At 51.4% G+C, this 22,817-nt stretch carries 27 protein-coding genes; 19 read left to right on the top strand and 8 right to left on the bottom strand.

The genetic code is table 11. From position 1 onward, the window contains the following. The first annotated feature begins 141 nt into the window (after positions 1-141). From IQ256_RS22580 to IQ256_RS22520, 13 genes are all read left to right on the top strand, one after another. A complete protein-coding gene (locus IQ256_RS22580) occupies positions 142-501 on the top strand; it encodes an element excision factor XisH family protein (RefSeq protein WP_193857953.1) in 360 nt (119 codons plus the stop codon). Next, positions 489-824 carry a XisI protein gene (locus IQ256_RS22575; RefSeq protein WP_193857949.1) on the top strand — a complete coding sequence of 112 codons (336 nt, stop codon included), beginning with the start codon at positions 489-491 and terminating at the stop codon, positions 822-824. The genes IQ256_RS22580 and IQ256_RS22575 overlap by 13 nt, the downstream gene beginning before the upstream one ends. A gap of 108 nt (positions 825-932) precedes the next feature. Then, on the top strand, positions 933-1,685 hold the full coding sequence (gene purC / locus IQ256_RS22570; RefSeq protein ID WP_193857948.1) for a phosphoribosylaminoimidazolesuccinocarboxamide synthase: 753 nt from the start codon (positions 933-935) through the stop codon (positions 1,683-1,685). 345 nt (positions 1,686-2,030) lie between these two features. Beyond that, positions 2,031-4,451: a BamA/TamA family outer membrane protein gene (locus IQ256_RS22565; protein ID WP_193857947.1), complete on the top strand. Its 2,421-nt coding sequence runs from the start codon at positions 2,031-2,033 to the stop codon at positions 4,449-4,451. Positions 4,452-4,665: 214 nt separating this feature from the next. After that, positions 4,666-5,586, top strand: coding sequence for a UDP-3-O-acyl-N-acetylglucosamine deacetylase (lpxC, locus tag IQ256_RS22560; protein ID WP_193857946.1), 921 nt, complete (start codon positions 4,666-4,668; stop codon positions 5,584-5,586). 89 nt (positions 5,587-5,675) lie between these two features. Further along, positions 5,676-6,239: a 3-hydroxyacyl-ACP dehydratase FabZ gene (fabZ, locus tag IQ256_RS22555; protein WP_193857945.1), complete on the top strand. Its 564-nt coding sequence runs from the start codon at positions 5,676-5,678 to the stop codon at positions 6,237-6,239. Between the two features lie 92 nt (positions 6,240-6,331). Next, complete coding sequence (lpxA, locus tag IQ256_RS22550; RefSeq protein ID WP_193857944.1) at positions 6,332-7,144, top strand: acyl-ACP--UDP-N-acetylglucosamine O-acyltransferase; 813 nt, start codon at positions 6,332-6,334, stop codon at positions 7,142-7,144. A 76-nt stretch (positions 7,145-7,220) separates the two neighbouring features. Then, complete coding sequence (lpxB, locus tag IQ256_RS22545) at positions 7,221-8,405, top strand: lipid-A-disaccharide synthase (protein ID WP_193857943.1); 1,185 nt, start codon at positions 7,221-7,223, stop codon at positions 8,403-8,405. Between the two features lie 171 nt (positions 8,406-8,576). Then, the gene (locus IQ256_RS22540) at positions 8,577-9,314 is read left to right on the top strand and encodes a MotA/TolQ/ExbB proton channel family protein (RefSeq protein WP_193857942.1); all 738 of its coding nucleotides are present in this window, start codon (positions 8,577-8,579) and stop codon (positions 9,312-9,314) included. A 41-nt stretch (positions 9,315-9,355) separates the two neighbouring features. Next, positions 9,356-9,988 (top strand): biopolymer transporter ExbD, encoded by a 633-nt coding sequence (locus IQ256_RS22535; RefSeq protein ID WP_193857941.1) that lies wholly within the window; start codon positions 9,356-9,358, stop codon positions 9,986-9,988. A gap of 82 nt (positions 9,989-10,070) precedes the next feature. After that, on the top strand, positions 10,071-10,589 hold the full coding sequence (gene ilvN, locus IQ256_RS22530) for an acetolactate synthase small subunit (protein WP_193857940.1): 519 nt from the start codon (positions 10,071-10,073) through the stop codon (positions 10,587-10,589). 80 nt (positions 10,590-10,669) lie between these two features. After that, positions 10,670-11,359: a hypothetical protein gene (locus IQ256_RS22525; protein ID WP_193857939.1), complete on the top strand. Its 690-nt coding sequence runs from the start codon at positions 10,670-10,672 to the stop codon at positions 11,357-11,359. Further along, on the top strand, positions 11,356-12,225 hold the full coding sequence (locus IQ256_RS22520; protein ID WP_193857938.1) for an ABC transporter permease: 870 nt from the start codon (positions 11,356-11,358) through the stop codon (positions 12,223-12,225). Before IQ256_RS22525 ends, IQ256_RS22520 begins: the two co-directional genes overlap by 4 nt. Before the next feature lie 468 nt (positions 12,226-12,693). Here the strand turns inward: IQ256_RS22520 and IQ256_RS22515 are convergent, their stop codons facing one another. Both IQ256_RS22515 and IQ256_RS22510 read right to left on the bottom strand, forming a co-directional pair. Then, entirely contained in the window at positions 12,694-13,128 is a 435-nt protein-coding gene (locus IQ256_RS22515) for a hypothetical protein (protein ID WP_193857937.1), read from the bottom strand. Between the two features lie 95 nt (positions 13,129-13,223). Then, entirely contained in the window at positions 13,224-13,691 is a 468-nt protein-coding gene (locus tag IQ256_RS22510) for a DUF2656 family protein (protein ID WP_228025175.1), read from the bottom strand. 168 nt (positions 13,692-13,859) lie between these two features. Between IQ256_RS22510 and IQ256_RS22505 the strand changes: the two genes are divergently transcribed. Next, positions 13,860-15,296, top strand: a complete 1,437-nt coding sequence (locus IQ256_RS22505; RefSeq protein WP_193857936.1) for an MFS transporter — start codon at positions 13,860-13,862, stop codon at positions 15,294-15,296. 157 nt (positions 15,297-15,453) lie between these two features. Here the strand turns inward: IQ256_RS22505 and IQ256_RS22500 are convergent, their stop codons facing one another. Beyond that, entirely contained in the window at positions 15,454-16,158 is a 705-nt protein-coding gene (locus tag IQ256_RS22500) for a pirin family protein (protein ID WP_193857935.1), read from the bottom strand. Positions 16,159-16,321: 163 nt separating this feature from the next. Between IQ256_RS22500 and IQ256_RS22495 the strand changes: the two genes are divergently transcribed. The 3 genes from IQ256_RS22495 to IQ256_RS22485 all read left to right on the top strand — a co-directional run bounded on the left by IQ256_RS22495 (position 16,322) and on the right by IQ256_RS22485 (position 18,048). Beyond that, entirely contained in the window at positions 16,322-17,236 is a 915-nt protein-coding gene (locus IQ256_RS22495) for a LysR family transcriptional regulator (RefSeq protein WP_193857934.1), read from the top strand. 135 nt (positions 17,237-17,371) lie between these two features. Beyond that, positions 17,372-17,581 (top strand): UPF0175 family protein, encoded by a 210-nt coding sequence (locus IQ256_RS22490; RefSeq protein WP_228025174.1) that lies wholly within the window; start codon positions 17,372-17,374, stop codon positions 17,579-17,581. A 2-nt stretch (positions 17,582-17,583) separates the two neighbouring features. After that, on the top strand, positions 17,584-18,048 hold the full coding sequence (locus IQ256_RS22485) for a DUF3368 domain-containing protein (protein WP_370623522.1): 465 nt from the start codon (positions 17,584-17,586) through the stop codon (positions 18,046-18,048). Positions 18,049-18,225: 177 nt separating this feature from the next. Here the strand turns inward: IQ256_RS22485 and IQ256_RS22480 are convergent, their stop codons facing one another. Then, positions 18,226-18,825, bottom strand: coding sequence for a Uma2 family endonuclease (locus tag IQ256_RS22480; RefSeq protein ID WP_193857932.1), 600 nt, complete (start codon positions 18,823-18,825; stop codon positions 18,226-18,228). A gap of 52 nt (positions 18,826-18,877) precedes the next feature. Then, complete coding sequence (locus IQ256_RS22475) at positions 18,878-19,204, bottom strand: hypothetical protein (RefSeq protein ID WP_193857931.1); 327 nt, start codon at positions 19,202-19,204, stop codon at positions 18,878-18,880. Positions 19,205-19,448: 244 nt separating this feature from the next. Here IQ256_RS22475 and hisB point away from each other — a divergent pair, with 244 nt between their 5' ends. Together hisB and IQ256_RS22465 are read left to right on the top strand one after the other, a co-directional pair. Further along, the gene (hisB, locus tag IQ256_RS22470) at positions 19,449-20,135 is read left to right on the top strand and encodes an imidazoleglycerol-phosphate dehydratase HisB (protein WP_193857930.1); all 687 of its coding nucleotides are present in this window, start codon (positions 19,449-19,451) and stop codon (positions 20,133-20,135) included. Between the two features lie 36 nt (positions 20,136-20,171). Then, positions 20,172-20,750: an HD domain-containing protein gene (locus IQ256_RS22465; protein WP_193857929.1), complete on the top strand. Its 579-nt coding sequence runs from the start codon at positions 20,172-20,174 to the stop codon at positions 20,748-20,750. A 96-nt stretch (positions 20,751-20,846) separates the two neighbouring features. Here IQ256_RS22465 and IQ256_RS22460 read toward each other — a convergent pair whose 3' ends face one another. The 3 genes from IQ256_RS22460 to IQ256_RS22450 form a co-directional block, all read right to left on the bottom strand. Beyond that, complete coding sequence (locus IQ256_RS22460; RefSeq protein ID WP_228025172.1) at positions 20,847-21,368, bottom strand: molybdenum cofactor biosynthesis protein B; 522 nt, start codon at positions 21,366-21,368, stop codon at positions 20,847-20,849. Positions 21,369-21,378: 10 nt separating this feature from the next. Next, a complete protein-coding gene (psb28, locus tag IQ256_RS22455) occupies positions 21,379-21,711 on the bottom strand; it encodes a photosystem II reaction center protein Psb28 (protein WP_228025171.1) in 333 nt (110 codons plus the stop codon). 94 nt (positions 21,712-21,805) lie between these two features. Beyond that, positions 21,806-22,817, bottom strand: a 1,012-nt coding sequence (locus IQ256_RS22450) for an S-layer homology domain-containing protein (RefSeq protein WP_193857927.1), incomplete at its 5' end; no start/stop codon positions are given.

The following is a 22,817-nucleotide window of genomic DNA, read 5'->3' as shown; positions in this document are numbered from 1 at the left end:
AGCGGAGGTCGGGGTGGGTTTAGTAACGTAAGCCGCCAACCAATCGACGCTAAATAAATGCTCTCTCGAAGGAGAGGGAGCTTGAAGTCCTTCTCCCCTAGGGAGAAAGATTTAGGCTGAGAGCCTGCGGTAAAACTTGAAATCAGACAGGTTATTAAATTCTCGTTCCTAAGCTGGGAAGATTTCAAAGTAAAGATTGATTTAGCTGCTGAACGACTTATTATTGCCGAGCGGAAAGAAGAAAAGATTGCTGTTGAAGTGAAAAGCTTTATCAGTGCGTCTCCGGTTAGCGACTTCCATGTAGCTTTGGGTCAATTCTTGAACTACAGAATGATGCTAGAAATTGAAGAGCCAGATCGAAAACTTTACTTGGCTGTTCCCCTAGAGATTCACGCAACTTTTTTTCAAGGCTCATTCATGAAAGCTGCCGTAAAACGGCACAGCCTAAAGATAATTGTGTATGAACCCACAGTAGAGGAGATAGTTCAATGGATAAATTAGACACTTACCGTCAAGCCATTCAGACACTGCTAGAGCAGCACAGCGAATCAAAAAAGCCTGATGAAGACATTGAAGAGCAACTTTTCTTTGATACGACCCGCGACCACTATCAGCTTATGCGAGTAGGTTGGAACCATCTAAAACGCACGTATCACACAATCCTCCACTTCGATATCAAAGACGGCAAGATCTGGCTACAGCAAAACACTACCGACAGTGATGTAGGCCAAGAACTAGTCGAGATGGGCGTTCCAAAAGAAGACATCGTTCTAGGACTGCATCCTGCCTACAAAAGACCTTACACCGGCTACGGTGTCGCCTAGTGAATCCGAACTAGCCAATCAAATTCGCAAGTGATGTTACGAAAGCTAAGGTTTCGCCTGTCTTTACCGTGATAATGGGCAGGTTGCTTTCGCCGATGTTGCCTATCAATGACCGATCTTCCTCCAGATAATCAAAAGCTATACGAAGGCAAAGCCAAGATCGTTTACGAAACTGATAATCCAGAGATCTTGATTACCTATTTCAAAGATGACGCCACTGCGTTTAATGCTCAGAAAAAAGGGCAAATTGCCAACAAAGGCATCGTCAACTGCAAAGTGACTGCTCACCTCTACGCTTTGCTAGAAAAACAGGGAATGGCTACGCATCTAATCGCTCAGACTAGCGATCGCACGCTTGAAGTCAAGCGCGTAGACATTGTGCCGCTAGAAGTTGTCGTCCGTAATATCGCGGCAGGCAGTCTTTGCAAGCAGACCGGCCTAGCGCTAGGTACTCCGCTATCGCCGCCGCTGGTTGAGTTCTATTACAAAAATGACGATCTAGGCGATCCTCTGCTGACGCGCGATCGCATTGCCGCCATGCATATCACTTCATCTAGCCAGCTCGATCGGCTAGTAGACAAAGCAAAAACCGTCAACACTGTCTTGACTGACTTCTTTGCTACCTGCGATATCACTTTGGTTGACTTCAAGCTCGAATTCGGCACCGACGCTGAGGGCAGCCTACTACTCGCTGACGAGATCAGCCCAGATACCTGCCGCCTGTGGGACACAGCCGAATCCGATCAAAGCAAGCGAGTGATGGACAAAGACCGCTTCCGCCAAGATCTGGGCAGCGTCGCTGAAAGCTACCAAACAGTTCTTAAAAGAATCCAGTCCCAGCTAGAATCTGATCCCAGCTAAGGATCAAGATTCAATCACCTGATAATTCTCTGCTGGCTATCCTACTCTACCTACCGGGAATGCTCTAGGCGGACGAGAAAAGCAAAGCTCTACAACTCCACTCAGGTCTCAGTTTGAGAGCTATTTCGAGCGCTAGCTAGCGCTCGGTGCCAGTTACTGCGGCTAGCTGAGTGAGATCGAAGTCACCACCTCTTCTTCTGTCACAGCAAAATAAATTCCCGTGCTTGACGACAGTGTAATATCGTCGGACATTGATTAATCAGGGCAAACAACCCTGAGCCTGTCAGCGTATTTTTCGTGTCGGCAGGGTGTGAGGAATGAACATCTTATTTGGATTCACTGGTTATGCGCGTCTCCCCAGCTCTTTTAGCCTGTTTTAGTTTGGTAGCGATCACGAGTCTCCCAGGTCGTGCTAATGCTTCTATCCAGGCTGTTGAAGGCGCAACAGCGGAGCCTCTCGCATTGAGCAACGCCCAGCCTCGAACTACCCAGCCTCTCTCACAGCTATCTACCTTACAGCCAGCATCCAAGCAGCTAGAATCGCCAGCGCCGATCAACGACCCTTTACCAGATGCCGATCAGCCAACGCCGACTGAACCCCTGATCATTCTCGATGAAGACGGCGTTGAGATCGAAGATATTAACGTTGACGACGCTGCCGCCGAAGCCGCTGAAGAAGCCGCCGAGGAAAGCGCCGAAGAAACCACCGAAGAGACCGTCGAAGAAACTGTCGATGAAGCAATTGAAGAGGCTACCGACAGCCCGCCGATAGAATCGGCCCCTGATCAAAGCGGGCAGACGTCTCCATCATTAGAAGATCTGCTCGAAGGAACGACAGAAGGAACGCCTGAAGAAGCGGAAGAAGTTCCTGCAGGAACGCCTGAGGAGCTACCAGAAGGCACACCCGAAGAAGTCCCTGAAGGAACGACAGAAGGAGCCCCAGAAGGAACGACAGAAGAGACACCAGAAGAAACTGCTGAGGAAGAAACGCGCGTCCTCGTAGCCGAAGTAGACGTCATCTCTTCTAATCCCCAGCGGCCCCTGAGTACTGAACTTATCAACGAAGTCTACGATGCAGTGGATACCGTACCTGGTCGGACGACTACTCGCAGCCAGCTTCAAGAAGACATCAACAGCATCTTCTCTACTGGCTTCTTTTCCAACGTACAGGCCGACCCAGAAGACACTCCCTTAGGCGTGAAAGTCACTTTTGCCGTAGAACCCAACCCCGTTTTGACTGAGGTGGATATTCGCAATCGGATCGTGCTGCCAGATGAGGCCGTCGACGATATTTTCAGAGATCAGTACGGCCAAATCCTCAACCTTAGAGATCTACAGAACGGTATTCTCGATCTGAACGACTGGTATCAAGACAATGGTTATGTCCTTGCTCAAGTTACCGCTTCGCCCCAGATTTCCGAGCAGGGCGTGGTTACCTTAATCGTTGCAGAAGGCGAGATTGAAGAGATCGCTGTTCGCTATATCACTGCCGATGGTGAGATCACAGACGAAGACGGTGATCCCGTTGACGGTAAGACTAGAGATTTTATTATCACTCGCGAATTTGAATCAGAGCCAGGCGACGTTTTCCAAGAAGAAGCTATCCAACGGGACGTGGCTCAGGTATTTGGACTTGGCATTTTTGAAGATATCCGACTGTCGCTAGATCCAGGTGACGAAGACCCTAGAAAAGTCAAAGTCGTCGTCAACGTCGCCGAGCGTGATACTGGCTCTATCGGCGCTTCTCTTGGCTTTAACCTACGCGGCGATCTGTTTGGTCAAGTGAGCTACAACGAAGATAACTTTGGCGGCAATAACCAAAAGCTGCGAACCGAAGGTAGAGTTACCACGCGAGGCGACTTTCTCTTTGACGTCGCCTTTACCGATCCTTGGATTGCAGGCGATCCTTACAGAACCTCCTACACAGCATCGCTGTTCAACCGTCGGGCTACATCGCTTATCTTCGACAATGGTCCCATCGATGTCGATTTGCCCAACGGAGATACGCCTAGGCTCAATCGACTCGGTACGGGCATTAGCTTTAGTCGCCCGCTAGACAACGGCCTATCTCTATCATTGGGGGGGCAGTACGAGCGCGTGGCGCTTCTAGATAGCGATGGTGATGTTTTTGCCGAAGACGAGCTCGGCAACGATCTAACCGCGAGTGGCACCGGTCGTGATGATCTATTCACGCTACAGTTTGGGGCGGTGCTAGATCGTCGTAACAATCCTGGATTACCTACGAGCGGCAACCTTTTTAGAGTAGGCACAGAGCAATCCGTTCCCCTCGGTAGCGGCAGCATCTTTTTTAATAAAATCAGGGGCAGCTACAGCCAGTACGTTCCGATCAGGTTTTTGGGTGGCGACAGTGGCCGCGAAACCATTGCATTCAATGTTCAAGGTGGCTTAGCGGTAGGAGACTTGCCGCCCTATGAGCAGTTTCCACTCGGTGGCGGTAACTCGGTACGCGGCTTTGAAGAAGGCGGGGTGGGTTCTGGTAATGCATTCTTGCTAGGCACAGCAGAATATCGCTTCCCACTGTTTAGCGAATTTTTGAACGGTGCTCTGTTTGCTGACTATGGCACAGACTTAGGCTCAGGTAGAGGCGATAGCGACCCGGCGGCTGTACGAGGCAAGCCTGGGAGCGGCTTTGGCTATGGCGCTGGGGTGCGAGTGCAAACGCCATTAGGAGCTTTGCGTTTGGACTATGGTATAGGCAGTGAGGGCGATAGTCGCTTTCACTTTGGCTTCGGAGAACGTTTCTAATGTTGGGCCATCTCATTTTGGGCCAGACATGACGTTGCGCTAGGCATAGCAAAGTCGGAGCGTCTTGATGGCTTTGTGTGGCAGATCACTTTGCTCTTTGTGTGCCAATTTGTGTGCCAAGTGTTTCATTCTCAGAGAATGGATGATGCAGTAGGTAGAGCAGTATGGTGAATGCGATAAAAACGCCTGATAGCAGCTATCGAGGACAGAATCAATGCCCCGTACAGACGTGCCCACTACAGAAACTCAAAACGTCAAAGATCAGGAGCTAGCGACTCAAAACTTGCAAGAAACCCAACGCTCGAAGCAACAAACTTTGAGTTCATCCGTTTCTGTAAACGGGGTGGGACTGCATCTCGGTCAGCCAACTACCGTTGAGCTATTGCCCGCAGAACCGAACGCTGGACGCTATTTCATCAGAACCGATCTAGCAGAAGCTGTGCCAGTCGCGGCAACGGTCGGCAATGTAGTGAAAACTCAGCTTTCTACGGAGCTAGGCATTAGCAGCAGCACCGTTCGTACGGTTGAGCATCTACTCTCGGCCCTGATTGCGCTAGAAATTGATAATGTTCGAATAGAGATAGATGGCCCCGAGCTGCCTTTACTAGACGGATCGGCAAAGGAGTGGGTAAGTGCGATCGCATCGATTCCCATTCAGATCCAATCGGCCCAAAGGCAAGTGCGATCGCCACTGAGCCAGCCGATCTCTGTCCAATCAAAAGACGCCTGGGTGGCTGCCTTCCCCAGTGATGAGCTGCGCTTTAGCTACGGCATCGACTTTGGGCTGGCCGCTATTGGCAACCAGTGGCATAGCTGGAACGTTAGCACCGGAGACTTTGCTAGTGATATTGCCCCAGCTCGCACCTTCGGCCTAGCCCATCAGATCGACTACTTGCGTCAGCAAGGTCTGATAAAAGGCGGCACCCTAGACAACGCCCTAGTCTGTGGTGAAGCGGGCTGGCTAAATCCACCGCTGCGGTTTGAAAACGAGCCGGCTCGTCACAAACTGCTAGATTTAATTGGAGATTTGAGCCTCTTAGGAGATATTCCGACGGCTCACTATGTAGCCTATAAAGCTAGCCACAGCCTGCATATAAAACTCGCCCGACAGATCGACGAACGGCACCCGCTGTAGCGCTAGGCACCGTCTAATGGCAGAATCGTTGAGGGCTTTAACAAGCTTCACCCTATTTTCAGCTTTTGTCGCACGATTTCTGATGCCTTATGCCAACTAGTGCTCCTGCTTCCACTTCAGCCACATCCTCAGCTCCCGCTACAGTGAGTAATAAAGACGACGCTTCAAACGAAGCTAATAACGCGAGCAACGACGCGAACAACGACGTCAACAATGAAAAAAAGACCTTTATTCTAGAAGAGATTCAGCAGCTATTACCCCACCGTTACCCGTTTGCTCTAATTGATCGCATCATTGACTACACGCCCGGTGAAAGCGCCGTCGGTCTCAAGAACGTCACCTTCAACGAGCCTCATTTCCAAGGGCATTTCCCCAATCGTCCACTGATGCCTGGCGTGCTGATCGTCGAAGCCATGGCTCAAGTTGGCGGTATTGTCCTTAGCCAAATGCCGGGCGTAGACGATCGCCTCTGTGTCTTTGCTGGGATTGATAAAGTCAAGTTCCGTCGTCCCGTCGTTCCTGGCGATCAGCTGATTATTACTACCACCTTAATCGCGCTAAAGGCGAAGCGATTTGGCAAAATGAAGTCAGTCGCCGAAGTAGACGGTCAGCTCGCTTGTGAAGGCACGTTGATGTTTTCGATACTCGATTGAGCTTAGGTTTGCTCTTTTCTTGAATTTCTCTACGTGCTGAATTTCTCTATGTGCTCTACTCGTTTGGTGGCTTTGCTGGAGGCATGGCTTTGATGGCTACTCTGATTCATCCGACTGCGGTTATTCACCCTGGTGCTCAGATCCATGCCAGCGTCAGCGTTGGTCCTTATGCCGTCATTGGAGAAAAAGTCTCGGTTGGAGCGCACAGCGTGATCGGTGCCCATGCCGTGATTGAAGGCTATACCAAAATAGGCGATCGCAACCGCATCTTTCCTCACGCTGCCATCGGTCTAGAGCCACAGGATCTAAAGTATGACGGCTCGATCAGCCTAGTCGACATTGGCGATGATAATGCCATTCGCGAGTGCGTCACGATCAACCGCCCTACCCGCCTGGGCGAAGTGACTCGGCTAGGTAACCACAACCTGGTGATGGCCTATGCCCATATCGCCCACAACTGCGAGCTATGCGATCACGTCATTATTGCCAACTCAGTCGCTCTAGCGGGTCACGTCAAAATCGAATCTCACGCGCGTATTAGCGGACTGGTGGGCATTCATCAGTTTGTGCAGATTGGCCGCTACGCCATGATCGGTGGCATGAGTCGCATAGAAAGAGACGTACCGCCCTACACCATGGTCGAAGGCAACCCATCGCGAGTACGTGGACTAAACCAGGTTTTGCTACAGCGCTCTGGCATTGCCGCCGAAGCCGATGGGCAGACGTACAAAGGACTGATTCAAGCTTTTCGCATTTTGTATCGCTCAGGGCTGACGCTGGCAGAAGCGATCAGTAAATTAGAAACGCTTTGCGACAACGAGCGCGTCCGGCACCTATACGAATTTTTGCAAGCCTCAGTGAATGACGAGGGCAGGCGTGGGCCTGTGCCAGGCCGGAAACGTTAGCTCAAAAATGTTAGCTCGAAAGCGCTAGGACGAAAACTATTTAGCTCAAGAACGTCAACCATCGGAATTGCAAGCATTGACAGTCAGCAGCCCTCAGCAAAATCGCAAAAAAATATTCATTCACACTGGAGAAGTCTCAGGCGATCTGCAAGGCGGTTTACTGGTCAAGGCGCTATACCGACAGGCCGAAAAGCGAGGAATCGCTATAGAGATTGCTGGCGTAGGCGGACATCAGATGCAAGCCGCTGGTACGAATATCTTGATCAACACGCTGAAGCTAAGCGCGATTGGCCTGTTAGAAGCCTTGCCCTACTATCTTCAAGGGCGCGGACTGCAAAAGCAGGTAGAACAGTATCTGCTGAGGCAGCCACCCGATTTAATGGTGCTACTAGACTACAAAGGGCCGAATTTGGCAGTCGGCAAGTTTGTTCGCAGGCGGCTGCCTGATGTTTCGATGGTCTACTACATTGCGCCACAAGAGTGGGTTTTTGCCACACCTAGCACCCAAGCCATCGTCAATGTCTGTGACAAGCTGCTGGCAATTTTTCCAGAAGAGGCGACGTACTATCAGCAAGCCGGGGCAAACGTTAAGTGGGTGGGCCATCCGCTGGTGGATATTCTAGCTGAGCCGCTCACCAAAGCCGAGGCTCGCTCGGCGTTGAGCATTGCAAAAGAGGCCAAAGTGGTGACGCTGCTACCCGCTTCTCGCCAACAGGAGCTGCGCTATATCATGCCTGCTATGTTTGAAGCCGCAGGGCGTATTCAGCAGCAGGAGCCAGCGGTGAGCTTTCTAGTGCCCGTATCGCTGCCAGACTTTAGAGATGAGATAGCACTAGCCGCTAAAAGCTACGGTCTAAATGCTCGTCTAGTCGATAAAGCTGACGGCCAGCAGGCGATCGCCGCCGCCGATGTGGTCATCAACAAATCTGGCACCGCTAACCTAGAAGTGGCGCTGTTGAACGTGCCTCAAATTGTGATGTATCGCCTGAGCAATCTGACTGCCTTGGTCGCTAAATACGTCGTTCGCTTCACTGGGGACTATGTTTCGCCAGTGAACCTGATGGAAAATCAGCCGATTGTGCCAGAATTTTTGCAGTGGGCAGCGACCCCAGCAGCGATCGCAGATGCTGCCTTAGCGCTGCTGCTAGATGAAGAGAAACGACAGGAAATGATCGCCAGCTACGCTCAGATGAAGCGAGCGATGGGCGCACCGGGCGTGTGCGATCGCGCCGCCAACGAAATTTTGGATATGCTGTCATAGCTGCGATGAAGCGCGCGCCGCGATGAACTACACTAGGTCAGAAAATATGACTTCAGTGAAAAACCGTAGCCTGGCGCACAAAACCGCCATACTGGCTCGGTAGGCCAGTTCAGTAGGCCAGTTCAGTAGGCCAGTTCGGGAAGCTGAAGCGAAACGGTGTAGGAGGCGAGTGTGGAATTCTCGGAATTGTTTAGGCAGGGCGGCATTGCCATGTGGCCCCTGCTCTTTTTATCTATCTTGGCGCTAGGCACCATCATGGAGCGGATCTGGTTTTGGTCTAGAATCTTGACCCGTGAAAGAGAAATCGCTGGCCGCGTTTTAGAATCGGCCCGCAGAGAATGGAGTAATGCAACGCAGCTAGCTCAGGCCGCTAGTCGCCTGCCGATGGGCCGATTCCTATTCGCCGCGCTCAAGCTCAAAGACCCAGCCCCAGAAGTCTTTAAGCTAGCGCTAGAAACCTCTGCGAATGAAGAACTTGCCAGCATGCGCCGAGGCGAAAAAGTCCTTGAAGCCGTAATTGCGATCGCGCCCTTGCTGGGTCTATTAGGCACCGTCGTCGGTCTGATCAACTCTTTGGGCTCTATCGATCTAAACGCGCTAGGCGTGGGTGATGCCACCGCAGGCACTGCCCTCGGCATCAGCGAAGCGCTGATTAGCACAGCGGCAGGACTGATCATCGCCATCATTAGCCTGGCTTTCTATCGGCTATTTCAAGGCTTTGTCTTTGGTCAGGCCAAAGTCTTTCAGCTCTCTGGCAACGAACTAGAGCTGCTCTACCGACAAGCCTGGGCCTATACCGATGGCCGACCTAGTTCCCTGACTGAAAACCTATCTGGCATGCCGCCCTCACCCACCGTTGATCTGCCAGAACCTCCCCCTTCGGAAACAACGCCGCCGCCGACGTTCTAGCTCCTCTACCCCTCCAACAAAGCTCACTCTATACAAGCGCTATGAAAGTTGACTTTAATAATCGCGAGTCAGATGTACAGATCAATATCTTGCCGATGATCGATGTGATCTTTTGCATCCTCACCTTTTTTATTCTGGCCGCCGTGGGTTTGACCCGGCAGCAGGTGATTGACTTGGCGCTTCCTTCAGTTGACAATAGCGTACCGCTCGTAGGCACTAGCAGCGATCGCCTCTATGTCAGCATTGACAGCATTGGTCAGATCTATATCGACACGACGCCTGTCCAGCTTCAAGATCTGTACAGCCGCCTACTAGAGCATCAAAGAACAGCCCCAACTGGCACTATCGTTCTCTATGCTTCTAGCAGCGCTCGCTACGAATCTGTCATCAAAGTGCTCGATCTGCTACGGTCTGTGGGCGGCGATCGCGTTGCCTTAGCCACCTTGCCCAACAATGCCTCTCTCGATCCCACCCAAGGAAGAGATCCCAACAATCCCTTAGGCGTACCTACCCCACAGACGCCTACCGATAATCCAGAACAGCCCCTTGACGCCGCACCCAACGTCCCTGGCATCGGCGACGACATCCAAATCATCCCCAACCCCACTGCTCCGCAGCCTGGCGGCGGCCTGCCACCGATCACGCCAAATCCTTCTATCCCCTCTAGTCCCTAAAAATCGCTAAAAGCGCCTGGGTAATAGAGAGACAACCTCAATCCACTCTTCCATTCATCATTCATCATTCATCCGCCCCTCCATGAAGCACACGCTCTCTGTTTTAGTCGAAGACGAATCAGGTGTTCTGACTCGCATTGCTGGTTTGTTTGCCCGACGCGGTTTTAACATCGAGAGCTTGGCAGTAGGGCCCGCCGAAGAAGCGGGCATCTCTCGAATTACGATGGTTGTACCCGGCGACGATCTGGTTATCGAGCAGCTGACTAAACAGCTATACAAGCTGATCAACGTGCTGAAAGTGCAAGATATTACAGAGACGCCCAGCGTTGAGCGAGAGCTGATGCTGATAAAGGTGAATGCGACTAGTGAGAATCGAGCGGAAGTCGTTGGCCTAGCGCAGATATTCAGAGCGCGGGTGGTGGATGTTTCTACAGAATCAGTCACTCTAGAAGTTGTAGGCGATCCCGGTAAGCTAGTGGCGATTGAGCAAATGCTAAAACCCTTTGGCATTCAAGAGATTGCCCGGACGGGTAAGATTGCCCTGGTCCGAGAATCTGGCGTGAATACAGAATATTTGAAGTCGCTAGAAAGTAAGGTCTAAACCGCAAGAGGTCTAAACTACCAAAGGTCTAAAACCCAAAAGTAGAACAGTATGGAACAACAGATAGGCTAATCGCAGCTATGCTTCAAATATCCACGCAGACGATTCGAGCGGCAGAGCCGAAGCAGGTAATGGCTGAAATCGCGGATCGCCAAGCGGCTTTGATCAGGTTTGTTGATCCGCAAGGGCTACCATTTAGCTGGATGCAAATTGCTGAGGCTTTGAATACCCAGGCCAGTTTCCGAACGCTGTGGAATCAGACCTGGGCCTCGCTTGATTTTGATTTTGAATGGAAGCCGGTGCCTATTCATCCCTATACGGCGCAGAGCCATCCTTTTTTTGCGATCGCCTTCCCAGCCACTTTTCGCCCAGCCGATTCTACAGACTTTGCGCCCCATCTACAGTCACTTTCGCCGACCGAGCTGACAGCCACCTTTTCAAATTTCTCCGGCGATGCTCAGCTACTTGTGCCCAAGCCGACTGGCGACTATGGCCACATTGCTGCCTTCTGTAGAACCGCAGAGCCAGCTTTGCAGCAGACACTTTGGCGACAAGTCGGCCAGATGTGCAAGGCGGCGATCGCCCAGCAGGACTCGATCTGGTGTAACACGCACGGTCACGGCGTGCCCTGGCTACACGTTCGTTTTGATAGCCGGTTGAAATATGCGGCCTTTCCCCCTAGAGGCAGCATCAGCGCCAACAGTCAGGCCGTCTGGTATCAACAGATTTATCAGCCTGTCTTAGGCATCGCGGCGGAGGATGGCGCGTGAGCAAAGCTGTCAGCGCTTGGCGAAGGTTCCGGCGCGATCGCCCCGCAGTGATTGGCGCAGGCGTTCTGTTGTTTTTTGTTCTGGCGGTGGCGGTCGGGCCACTACTATATTCGGCTTCGTATAGTGAAATTGATTTTACCAGAGCCACTAGCGCCCCTGGCTGGCAGCATCCTTTGGGCACAAACGATCTGGGTCAAGATCAGCTAGCCCGGCTGCTGTGGGGCGGGCGAGTGAGCGTTGCTGTAGGGGCCACAGCGATGCTGGTGTCGATTTCGATCGGCACTTTGGTGGGTACGGTTGCTGGCTTTTGCGGCGGGATTGTTGACAGTATTTTGATGCGATTAACCGATCTGTTCTTATCGCTGCCGCAGCTGCCGTTGCTGCTGTTGATTATCTATCTGTTTCGCGAGCCTATGCGTCATCTGGTGGGGCCAGAAGCAGGTATTTTTGTCTTGATCATCCTGGTGATTGGCGGACTGACCTGGATGTCTACGGCGAGGCTAGTTCGCGCCGGATTTCTAACGGTGAAAGAACAGACATTTGTACAAGCAGCGCGATCGCTTGGGGCACATCCTACAGGCATCGTCTGGCGACATATTTTGCCCAACGTGATTGGCCCGGTGATTGTCGCGGCCACCCTCGGCGTGGGCAATGCCATCATTACCGAGTCGACTTTAAGCTTTTTAGGAATTGGCTTTCCCCCCGATGTGCCCACCTGGGGACGAATGCTCTTCGACGCTCAAAACTATGTAGCTAGCGCGCCTTATCTAGTGATTGCACCCGGTCTAGCAATCTTTCTCACTGTGCTCAGCGTGAATTACTTGGGCGATGGTTTGAGAGACGCTTTGGATGTGCGATCGCGTTGATTTAGGAAAATGCGAATCAATAACCTTCCTGAGTAGCACAGATTGCCTACCCACCCCGACCGCCGCTACGCTCTGGCCACCGCTGTCTTGGTGGACATTCCCTAGCGCCGCAAAGCGACGCGGGCTGCCACCGCTGTCTTGGTGGACATTCCCTAGCGCCGCAAAGCGACGCGGGCTGCCACCGCTGTCTTGGTGGACATTCCCTAGCGCCGCAAAGCGACGCGGGCTTCCACCGCTCCGCCGGAGGGGAAATTGCCTATGTATAAGGAATACGGGACTTGGTTCCCTAGGGGAACCGTAAGGGAGGGGTTTTCGGTCTGTATGCTACGTGCAGATACCAGAAAGAGCATCCGGTATGTTATTTAGCCGCAACTCCCTTAGCTCGCTGATTTGACTGGTCGATCTAGCCAAAGGTGAATCGCTCTACATACATATTGTTCTAGTTATTAGACCCCTTTCACTATATTTTCAGCCAACATGCTTTTGAAGAATCGCCGCAAGCCCTGGTACGGCGGCGACTACGTCTGACTTCACTGACTTTCTCAAACGATTGTATGTGGTGCTGATAACACCCTGTCCAGCTCTAGCAATGCGATCGTCGGTAGCGGCTAAAATCGCATCGGCAGTGCGATCGCGATGCTCACTCATGTACGCCACCGGGTCGCCCGCCTGCTTTCCTTCCGCCCAAATCGGATCGAGGTTGGCAAATGTTTCTGGCATTAGCCGCGTCAGCGCCCCTGGAATGTAGTCAGCGCTAATGCCTTTAACTACTTTGTAAGCGGTTTTGAGTGCCATACCAGAAAGCCCACCTTTAGCCGAAACTTGCTGGTCAATTAGCTGAGTACAATCGGCTGCGATCGCCGAGCGGGTCGCCTTGTCCTGGGTTTTCTGAATCAGTTCCATATTTATCGCTCCAGATCAATTTACTCAACGGCTCACTCGATTCGCTTACTCAGCTGCTTACTCGATCTGCCTACTCAACTGCCTACTCAATTTGCTTACTCGACTGGGCGGTCGATTCTAAAGACGTCTTTGTCGGGTTTGGCATGTGAAAGGGCTTCCCAGTTGATCTCTTCTAAAAAGACTTCTGGCTCCGTTGTTTCGACTAGATCTACGCCCCATTCTCCTGTTTGTAGCGAGGGGGCTGGCGTGGTGCTAGGCGTATTTTTGACACCGCCCAAAGCCATGATAGTAAAGCTTTTGACATCGCTGCTGTTGGTTCGGTAGGTAGCTAGCGCCTCGATACAAAGCTGACCCACTTCAGTCGGCGAATAAGCATCAGCGCTATAGTTCACTTCAACCACCCAGTGGGGGTGATCAACCAGGGCGCAGTCGACATCTGGCTTTTGCTCTAGGTCTTTGACGAACACATCAGCAAACTGTTCTCGATCGAGGGGATGGACTTCGCTCTCTATCAAAGTGAAGTTGTGGGAGAGTAGCATTCTGCTTTTGGTGGAGTCTGTCATATTTAAGGCTTAGTTCTAGAACCAAATTCAAAGCTTAATCGACTGTAGAAGTCTATCTGTTTTTGTCTGCCTTGACCATCCACCATTTATTAACGAATAGAGACCTCTGTCAGAGATCTCTAAACCCAATCCATCCGCAAACCTGACTAAAGCACACTAGAACGTATTTTGACCAAATTCTTTCAACCTAATTTTCCATTTGCCCCTGCTAAGCTGCCTGTCTTTTACGGTTGGATCATCCTCGTAGCGAGCGTGCTGGGCACGTTGACGAGTATCCCCGGCCAAACTATTGGCGTCAGCGTCTTTACCGACCATCTGATTAAGGCGACAGGGCTATCGCGCTTGCAGCTCGCTAATGCTTATTTGTTTGGTACGGTAACGAGCGGCTGTCTGTTGCCGTTTGGTGGCAAGCTGCTAGACCAGCTAGGTGCCAGACGTGTGGCCGTGCTGGCGGCGATTGGACTAGGACTGACGCTGGTGTATCTGACGGTGTGTGATCGCCTCTCTTTATTCTTCAGCGCTTTTTTGCCGTTCACCTCTACGACGACTGCGGCGGTGCTGCTGGTAATTGGCTTTGTTAGCCTGCGGTTTTGTGGACAGGGTATGTTGACGATGACCAGTCGCACCATGCTAGGAAAGTGGTTCGATCGACGGCGAGGACAAGTATCTGGCGGGCAGGGGATTTTTGTCGCTTTTGGGTTTGCGATCGCGCCCTATTTCTTTAGCCAATCGATTGCGCTGCTGGGCTGGCGCGGTACCTGGCTCAGCCTAGCAGCAATCGTCGGTATCGGCATGAGCAGCCTCGGCTGGCTACTGTTTCGTGACAATCCTGAGATCTGCGGTTTACGAATGGATGGAGAGCCGATCTCGCCTAGTTCATCACTTAGTCCATCAGTAGAGCCTTCAAAGAGTTCGGAGACTTTAAAGAGTTTAGAGACCCTAGAGACTTCAGAGACTTCAAAAACTTTAACAGGCCCATATCTAGCCTCAAAGCCTACAGAAGCTGCGGTGCTGTGGGGTCTCACTCGGCAGCAGGCGCTAAAAACGCTGGCTTTTTGGGCGGTGACGCTAGCCTTTATGTCGCAGGCGCTGTCAATCACAGGCATTACTTTCAATATCGTCAGCATTGGCGCAGAGATGGGCATTGCTGAAGCGGACATGGTGCAGATCTTTGTGCCGATTGCAGTGGTCTCGACGGCAGTTGGCTATGGTGTGGGTGTTGCATGCGATCGCGTCCGTATTCAATCTCTGTTTATCTTCATGATGCTGTTTCAGGCGGCTGGCATCGCGGCCATTGCCAACCTAGATATCGCCTGGATGATTGTGCCTGCCGTCGTAGGGTTAGGCGTCAGCGGCGGCTGCTTTGGCACGCTCACAACAGTAGTGCTGCCCAGATTCTTTGGTCGGGCGCATTTGGGTGCGATCGCTGGCGTGCAGATGATGGCAATCGTTATCGCCAGCGCTCTGGGCCCTTCCCTCCTCGCCAACTCCAAGTCGATTACGGGCTCCTATACCAGCGGACTATATGTCTGCTGCCTGTTCGCACCTGTTGTTATCTTTTCGATGTTGGTCGTAAAAACACCAACAGAAAATCGGCGTGTATAGGTCGCCCTGATTTAGCCTAACCCTGATTTAGCCTAACCCTGATTTAGCCTAACCCTGATTTAGCCTAACTAGGAGAGAAGCGACGAATATCTCGCCTAGTCTGATAGTGCTAAGAAGTAAAAGGGATGCAGCCTTAGGCATCCCTTTGTCGACTGAACTATGCTGCTAGATCGAACAGCAGAACTTCTGTGCCGTCGTCAGAGCTAACAATAGAAAGAGAATCTAGATCCGCAAAAGCAAGACCGTCACCAGCTTTTAGCGTCTGACCATCTAGCTGCAGAGCCCCCTTGACCACTTGCAGCCAGGCTTTGCGCTCAGGCGCTAGCTCGTAGCCAATCTGTACACCTTTGCCAAGCGTAGCCGCGTACAGGCTGACGTCTTGATGGATAGTGACAGAATTCTCCCTACCATCGCATGAACCCACTAGTCTCCACTGATCTTGACGAGTCTCGGGCGCAAAGTGCTTTTGCTCGTAACCGGGTTGTAGACCTTTGGTTTCGGGCAGAATCCAGATCTGCAAGAAATGTACGGGATTCTCTTTTGAAGCATTCATTTCGCTATGGGTAACGCCAGTACCAGCGCTCATTCGCTGTACGTCGCCAGGACGAATGATTGAACCAGTCCCCATGCTGTCTTTGTGGGCAAGCTCGCCCTCTATCACATAAGAGATGATCTCCATATCGCGATGGCCGTGAGTGCCAAACCCTGCCCCAGGCGCTACTCGATCTTCATTAATCACACGGAGATCGCTAAAACCCATATTGCGCGGGTCCATATAGCCACCGAAGGAAAAGGTGTGTCTGCTGTCCAACCAGCTGAAGTTAGAAGCGCCGCGATCTGTTGCTTTACGAATAGCCAACATTGTTTTCTCTTCACTCCATAGAAACGTCTGTTTACTTGTTCTTATTATGGACTGACTTCAATAAAAATACAATAGACTATTTTATACTCATATTGTCATCTTAAAAGATACAATAGTCTTATCAAAGACGGTCGTTATCTGTGAACAAGAGTAGACGAGATCTATGGACAAGTTAGAGAGTATGCGAACCTTTGTCGAGGTGGTGAACCACAGCGGGTTCGCGGCGGCAGGTCGCCATTTAGGCATGTCTCGCTCGGTGGTGAACAAACTGGTGGCCCAATTAGAGCAAGCGCTAGACGTACAGCTATTGCAGCGAACGACGCGGCGAGTCAGCCCTACGGATATGGGGCGAGCCTATTATGAGCGCTGTATAGAGATTCTGGCGGAGGTAAAGGCGGCGGAACTGGCGGTGACGCAGATGCAAGCCCAGCCAAAGGGAACGCTGCGGATCAATGCGCCGATGTCGTTTGGCACGATGCACTTGGCTGAGGCGATCGCACGCTTCATGTATCAATATCCCGATATCCAGGTGCAGATGACGCTGAGCGATCGCTTTATTGATCTGATCGAAGAAGGCTTTGACATCACCCTACGAATTGCCGCAGCAAACGCAGAAGAGGCGCTGATCACCCATGACATCGCGCCAATTCGCCGAGTCCTCTGCGCCGCCCCCGACTATCTAAAGGCTTACGGCATACCTACTCATCCAGACGAGCTGCGACAGCATTGCTGCTTGCACTACGGTCACCTGGCCACGGGCAGCAAATGGAGGCTAGTAGGGCCAGACAAGACCTATACAATTCCGATCAAATGTCGGGGCTACTCTAATAATGGAGAGGTGCTAAGGGAAAGTGCGATCGCTGGCGTCGGCATTGCCCTACTACCTACGTTCATCATTGGCGATGCGCTAAAGTCAAACGAGCTCAGCGTCATCCTGCCAGACTACTGTCCGGCTGAACTGACAGCTAGGCTGTGCTACGCCACCAACCGTCACCTGTCTACTAAAATTCAGCTACTCACTACATTTTTGCAAGACTGGTTCAAGCAGCCATCATGGGAAGAAGGAACGCTTAGATAACTGTGCAAAGCCACAGCTATCTGTTCAAAAATGCTGCCATTTCAAGAGGAGCATACAATACTCTTAGCGATAATAAATCTACCTCGAACTTCCTATCTAACTAGAGTCTTGCGGTCAGTAATGATGAGTAACTACTTGACACTTCAACTTCCTTCAAACATCTCCGGCCAAGAAGCCCGATTTCTACTGGCGGCAAAGCTGTATGAGGTAGGCCGTTTATCTATTGGTCAGGCGGCAGAGCTGTCAGAATACTCTAAGCCTACCTTTATCGAACTGTTAGGAAAAGCTGGTATTCCTGTATTTGACTACCCACCAGAAGATCTAGAAAAGGAGATGGCGCTTTGATAGTGCCGATTCTTCAAGAGAGCATTGTTAGCGACAGTACTTGTCTGATCGGGTTAGAGCGAATCAATCGGTTAGATATTCTTCCTCAGCTTTACAGCACATTCTGGATTCCTCCTGCAGTCAAGGCAGAGGTCGGCTTTGCTTTACCCTGGCTAAAGGTTCGACAGGTAGAAAATCAAACTCTGGTGAATAGTTTTAGAAGTCAGATAGGCTGGGGCGAATCAGAAGCGATCGCTCTGGCGTTAGAGCTAGAAGCTATCACCATATTGCTAGATGACAAGAAGGCTCGGCGCGTTGCTGAGCAGTTCGATTTATCGATGACGGGTACGGTAGGAATGCTTTTAAAGGCAAAGCGTCAGGGTGTTGTCGATATGATTTCTCCTATTTTAGGCGCATTGGGGACTGTAGAGTTTCATATTTCTCCCGCCCTACGCCGCCGCGCTCTAGAACTCGCAAATGAGTCGTAACGCAGGAGGAAAATTCTGACTAAGGATCGAGGATCAAACAAGATGTACAGTTTCCGAGCCCTCATCCCCAACCCTTCTCCCGGAGGAGAAGGGGGCTGGATCTAGCTCCCTCGCCCTTTGGGAGAGGGTTGGGGTGAGGGTGACAAGAAGCAGTAGCTTGGACGAATTATTTAATCCTCAATCCCAACTTAAAATTTCTGAAGTTGTCAATAACAAATCGGGAATTGCAATTGATCTAATCTCAGCATTTCCTACATAAACCGTCTCTTGATAAGTTCCTTGCTCTAGCAGGAGAACAGTTACTTTTGCTCTGTGACGATCGATAATCCAGTACTCAGGAATACGCCACCATTGGTATTGTTCGCGCTTCCATACGTAATCTCTTTTGTAATTCGAACTGTTAGAACCACCTGGACTGACGATCTCTGCAACGAATATAGGTGCTGGCATGCCAAACTGAACCGCGCTATATCTGCTCTGCTTAAAAAGCGCCCTATGTTCAGGTCGCAAGACCATTACATCCGGTTTACGATTTAGCCACTTGTCTCCGACCGGATTTACCTGTAGTTCTGTATCGTTGCCACGAACGAGTGAACGGAGTCCTGGTAATGACATTAGGCGAAACTTGAGGTCAGTCCCACAAAGTATGTTGTCGTCATCTTCTGGCGGCAATCGAATTAATTCTCCAGTACTGAGCAGACGGTAGTCGCCATCGCTGAGTGTACAGTTTTCCAAGTAATCTTGGTAGCTTTGATAGCGAGTGAGTGTGTAGGTCATCAAAGTGCCGCCCAGTATTGGCTAAAGCGATTGAGATTATCTTTAGTTCTATCTACTCTATTTGAGTAGAGACAGGAACAGATGTGCTATCCGACTGATTTTCCTTGGCCTTCGATAGCTGCTCAGATACAGCCGCGACTTCTTCTAAGCGAGCAGCGTCTGCGGCGGCTAGATCTGCTTTAGCCGGGGCCGCTTCAATCAAGGCGACATCTTCTGTTTCCTCTACGCCTTCTGTCAAAGCTAGCTTTTCAGCTTCGATGTCTTCTTGAATGCGGCGCGAGACAAATGAAATAAAGCCGACGCTGACAGATCCAATGCTAAGCAGCGCCCAAGCGTCGATCACGTAGGTCATGAAGTGATTGAGTTCGCTAATAGACATAGGACTCTAGCCTCGCTAAGTAGGAATGTTATGGCCCTATTATGCGGGTTTTGGCAGTTTGGTTCAATTACTCATTGAGAATAATTACGCCAGCGTAGGGGCAGGAATCGAGTTTTTTGTAGGTATTTTGACTAAAGTCGTAAGATTGAGAAGTCATTCGATATGAAGTCGCTCGGTATGACCTAGCTTAAAAAGGCTGGTCTATCTATGGCGCACATTTTAGGCGCACACTTTACTACACACTATGGTCTCTAGTACTCAATCAGTTTCAGCTAGCTCGTTTTCAACGGCGGCATCGCATACTTCCGCCTCTCACTCAGCCTCACAATCAGAATCGCTATTAGACAGAACGGCTTCGGTCAGCCGGACGACAAAGGAAACGGATGTGCAGGTGACGCTGAATGTAGATGGCACTGGGAAATGCACGGCTGATACAGGCGTTCCTTTTCTAGATCATATGCTGCACCAGATTGCCTCTCACGGCTTGTTTGATCTAGAGGTGAGAGCTACGGGCGATATCGAAATCGACGACCATCATACTAATGAAGATGTCGGTATCACGTTGGGAATGGCGCTGCGGCAGGCGCTAGGCGATCGCAAAGGCATCACCAGATTTGGTCACTTCATTGCCCCGTTAGACGAAGCACTGGTGCAAATTTCTCTAGATTTTTCGGGTCGTCCGCATCTCAGCTATGGTCTAGACATTCCGACCCAGCGAGTGGGCACCTATGATACGCAGCTCGTACGGGAGTTTTTTGTCGCTATTATCAACCACGCGCAGATGACGCTGCACATTCGCCAGCTAGACGGTATCAACTCTCATCACATTATTGAAGCTACTTTCAAGGCATTTGCTAGGGCAATGCGAATGGCGACAGAAGTCGATCCGCGTAGAGCTGGAAAGATTCCAAGTTCTAAGGGCGTACTCTAAACGATGACTAGTGAGACACCTGGTTCGCTGAAACCTATGAATTCATCGAGTTCGTCAAAACTGAGTTCATCGCAGGCCGTCAGTGAGAACTTTCTAAAAGCGCTTGATTTTGCGGCGAGAAAGCATCGCGATCAAAGACGAAAAGATCCTGAGCAGACGCCCTATATCAACCATCCGATTGCGGTTGCTCACATTTTGTGGATTGAAGCAGGGGTGAGCGATGAAGCGGTGCTAATGGCGGCTTTGCTGCATGACACAGTAGAAGATACAGAGACGACCTTTGAAGAGATTGAACAACAGTTTGGCCAGTCTGTTAAAGAAATTGTCGCGGAGGTAACAGACGATAAATCTTTGCCAAAGGCCGTACGAAAACAACAACAGATTGACCATGCGGCGAGCTTGAGCGATCGCGCCAAACTGATCAAGCTTGCTGACAAAACGGCCAATCTACGAAACGTTGCGGTTTCTCCACCTGATGGCTGGTCGGTCACTCGCATAGATGACTATGTAGAGTGGGGAAAAGCGGTGATCGATCAAATTCGAGGCACACACGCCAAGCTAGAATCGCTCTTTGACCAAGCCTATGCTCAGGGTAAGCAGGCTACAAAAACTTAGTCAGGAAAGTCTCTGTAGAGCGTTGCTTTGACGGATCTTCTTTGGTGCATTTGAGCAAGGGAAGATGCCTTGTGTTATGAGGCTGTAGAGGTTTGATCAGCTGCCTGGTTGCAAAAGGCGAGTGAGATGCTGAAGCTCTGGCAAGATCAGTTTTTCGAGGGCGAGACTGACGGCTTTGGTAGAGCCTGGAACAGAGAAGATCAGGGTTTGGTGGTGGATGCCCGCGATCGCCCGAGAAGCAATCGCCCGCGACCCGATTTCGGCGTAGCTAAGATGGCGAAAGAGCTCACCAAAGCCAGGAAGTTCTTTGTCCAGTAAAGGGGCGATCGCATCAAAAGTCGTATCGCGAGCAGCAATACCCGTTCCCCCATTGAGCAAAACAGCCTGAACGTCGCTACGGCTAGCCAAGCTGGTCACTAGCGCCGCGATCTGTTCAGGCTGATCTTTGACAATTTGATAGTGGGTGATGGCATGACCCGACTCGGTTAGCCGCGATCGCATCAGTTGACCACTTTTATCAGTTGTCTGGCCTCGCGTGTCGCTGACGGTAATCACCGCACACTGAACACTCAGCGGCTCTGGGTCGGCATGGGGTGTCGACATAAGGAGCATCGGCATAATATAGAACTTAGTTTTGAGTCAGTCCTAGACCGTTATCCGCCGCATAGCGATCCATAAAGCGCATAAAGCGCTCCCATTCTTCCTGCCCGCGCATGACGAAAACAGCCTCAATGCCAGAGGGTTCACCGTTGACGAATTTGCCGTTGACATCGCGAGTACTCAGTTCGCCTTCCTCATCGACCATATACATGCCAGTGACTTCGCCGCCTTCTTCTACTAGCGCTTTGGGCTTGTCAAAGTAGAAAGTAGCGGTGCCATCAGAGAGATCTTTAGCGCGGGTTAGCCGGATATCAGGAACGACTTCTTCTTTAACACCGCGAGAGAATTGAATTTCAGCCATGATAAAAGTGATTGTAAATACTTGAAGCTAGTTTCCCATTTTATTGATCCATTAGTCGAGTCTTGACTGTCGAACCTAGCTGTAGTGGCGGTCGTCAGAGGCGAACCTGATAGCGAGAGGAAAGCGGCGGCAGGCGACCATGCATCACTAACGCCTGATAGACCACGGCGGAGACTTCGGCGCGGGTCGCGGTGCGATTGGGCCGCAGCTCACTGACAATCGGATGGTTGAAAACCAGTGAGAGCTGTGTGGCTGAGGCGACGGCCTCTCTAGCGTAGCGGGGGATGTCACTTTGATCGTCGTATACCCTGAGCGAGGTCATTCTGGGCGGCGATTTGGCTTCTAGCTCTAGGCCGCTGACCAGCGCTAGCAGAGCCTGCAGTTTTGTCAGCGGAAAGTTGGGGTCAAAGGTCAGATCAGGAAAGCCAGAGATGAATTCGGCGCGGTATGCCTGCTGAATCACCTCGGCTCCCCAAAAGCTGCTGGGAACATCGCGAAAGCTGACGGCGGGGCGCTTGGCGGGTGGGTCGAAAGCACCGACAAGCAAGACGGCAAACTGGGCGCGAGTCATCGGATCGTCCGGGCGAAAGGTACCGTCGCGAAAGCCGCTAAGCCAGCCTTTTTGAACCAGTGTATCGATGTAGTCAACGGCCCAGTGGCGATTAGAGAGATCGGCAAAGTTAGGGGCATTAGTGTCAGTCTCTGGAATGAAGGGCGAGGCAATTTCGGGGGCTTTGCCAAGGGCCACTAGAGACTGATAGACAATGGCGGCAGTTTCGGCGCGGGTGATTGGCACTAGCGGACGCAGGCTGTAGGTATCTGGATAGTTGACGATCATCTGGCGGTTGGTGGCAGCGGCCACTGCATCGATGGCATAGGAAGGGACTTGAGCGCGATCGCTATAGATTACCAAGGCTTCTGCTCGCCCTTTGCCTAGCATCAAGCCATTAACCAGCGCAATAATCGCCTGGACTCTAATCATCGGTGCGTTGGGCCGAAACGAACCATCCGGGAAGCCAGAAATGAACCCCTGGGTTTGTACCTGGCGGATGGCAGCAGCTCCCCAGAAGCTGCGCGCCACATCGGGAAAGCGCTGACCCGGACGG

It is taken from the genome of cf. Phormidesmis sp. LEGE 11477 (assembly GCF_015207105.1).
Taxonomy (GTDB): Bacteria; Cyanobacteriota; Cyanobacteriia; order Phormidesmidales; family Phormidesmidaceae; genus Phormidesmis.
Note: the sequence above shows the minus strand (reverse complement) of the source record. Positions and strands in the feature narration are given on the sequence as shown.

What these genes read in the sequence shown, in the direction of transcription:
- IQ256_RS22575 (WP_193857949.1), top strand. Translation starts at nt 489, where the DNA reads ATGGATAAATTAGACACTTACCGTCAAGCCATTCAGACACTGCTAGAG.
- purC (WP_193857948.1), top strand. Translation starts at nt 933, where the DNA reads ATGACCGATCTTCCTCCAGATAATCAAAAGCTATACGAAGGCAAAGCC.
- IQ256_RS22565 (WP_193857947.1), top strand. Translation starts at nt 2,031, where the DNA reads ATGCGCGTCTCCCCAGCTCTTTTAGCCTGTTTTAGTTTGGTAGCGATC.
- lpxC (WP_193857946.1), top strand. Translation starts at nt 4,666, where the DNA reads ATGCCCCGTACAGACGTGCCCACTACAGAAACTCAAAACGTCAAAGAT.
- fabZ (WP_193857945.1), top strand. Translation starts at nt 5,676, where the DNA reads ATGCCAACTAGTGCTCCTGCTTCCACTTCAGCCACATCCTCAGCTCCC.
- lpxA (WP_193857944.1), top strand. Translation starts at nt 6,332, where the DNA reads ATGGCTACTCTGATTCATCCGACTGCGGTTATTCACCCTGGTGCTCAG.
- IQ256_RS22535 (WP_193857941.1), top strand. Translation starts at nt 9,356, where the DNA reads ATGAAAGTTGACTTTAATAATCGCGAGTCAGATGTACAGATCAATATC.
- ilvN (WP_193857940.1), top strand. Translation starts at nt 10,071, where the DNA reads ATGAAGCACACGCTCTCTGTTTTAGTCGAAGACGAATCAGGTGTTCTG.
- IQ256_RS22525 (WP_193857939.1), top strand. Translation starts at nt 10,670, where the DNA reads ATGCTTCAAATATCCACGCAGACGATTCGAGCGGCAGAGCCGAAGCAG.
- IQ256_RS22515 (WP_193857937.1), bottom strand. Translation starts at nt 13,128, where the DNA reads ATGGAACTGATTCAGAAAACCCAGGACAAGGCGACCCGCTCGGCGATC.
- IQ256_RS22510 (WP_228025175.1), bottom strand. Translation starts at nt 13,691, where the DNA reads ATGACAGACTCCACCAAAAGCAGAATGCTACTCTCCCACAACTTCACT.
- IQ256_RS22500 (WP_193857935.1), bottom strand. Translation starts at nt 16,158, where the DNA reads ATGTTGGCTATTCGTAAAGCAACAGATCGCGGCGCTTCTAACTTCAGC.
- IQ256_RS22495 (WP_193857934.1), top strand. Translation starts at nt 16,322, where the DNA reads ATGGACAAGTTAGAGAGTATGCGAACCTTTGTCGAGGTGGTGAACCAC.
- IQ256_RS22480 (WP_193857932.1), bottom strand. Translation starts at nt 18,825, where the DNA reads ATGACCTACACACTCACTCGCTATCAAAGCTACCAAGATTACTTGGAA.
- IQ256_RS22475 (WP_193857931.1), bottom strand. Translation starts at nt 19,204, where the DNA reads ATGTCTATTAGCGAACTCAATCACTTCATGACCTACGTGATCGACGCT.
- hisB (WP_193857930.1), top strand. Translation starts at nt 19,449, where the DNA reads ATGGTCTCTAGTACTCAATCAGTTTCAGCTAGCTCGTTTTCAACGGCG.
- IQ256_RS22465 (WP_193857929.1), top strand. Translation starts at nt 20,172, where the DNA reads ATGAATTCATCGAGTTCGTCAAAACTGAGTTCATCGCAGGCCGTCAGT.
- IQ256_RS22460 (WP_228025172.1), bottom strand. Translation starts at nt 21,368, where the DNA reads ATGCCGATGCTCCTTATGTCGACACCCCATGCCGACCCAGAGCCGCTG.
- psb28 (WP_228025171.1), bottom strand. Translation starts at nt 21,711, where the DNA reads ATGGCTGAAATTCAATTCTCTCGCGGTGTTAAAGAAGAAGTCGTTCCT.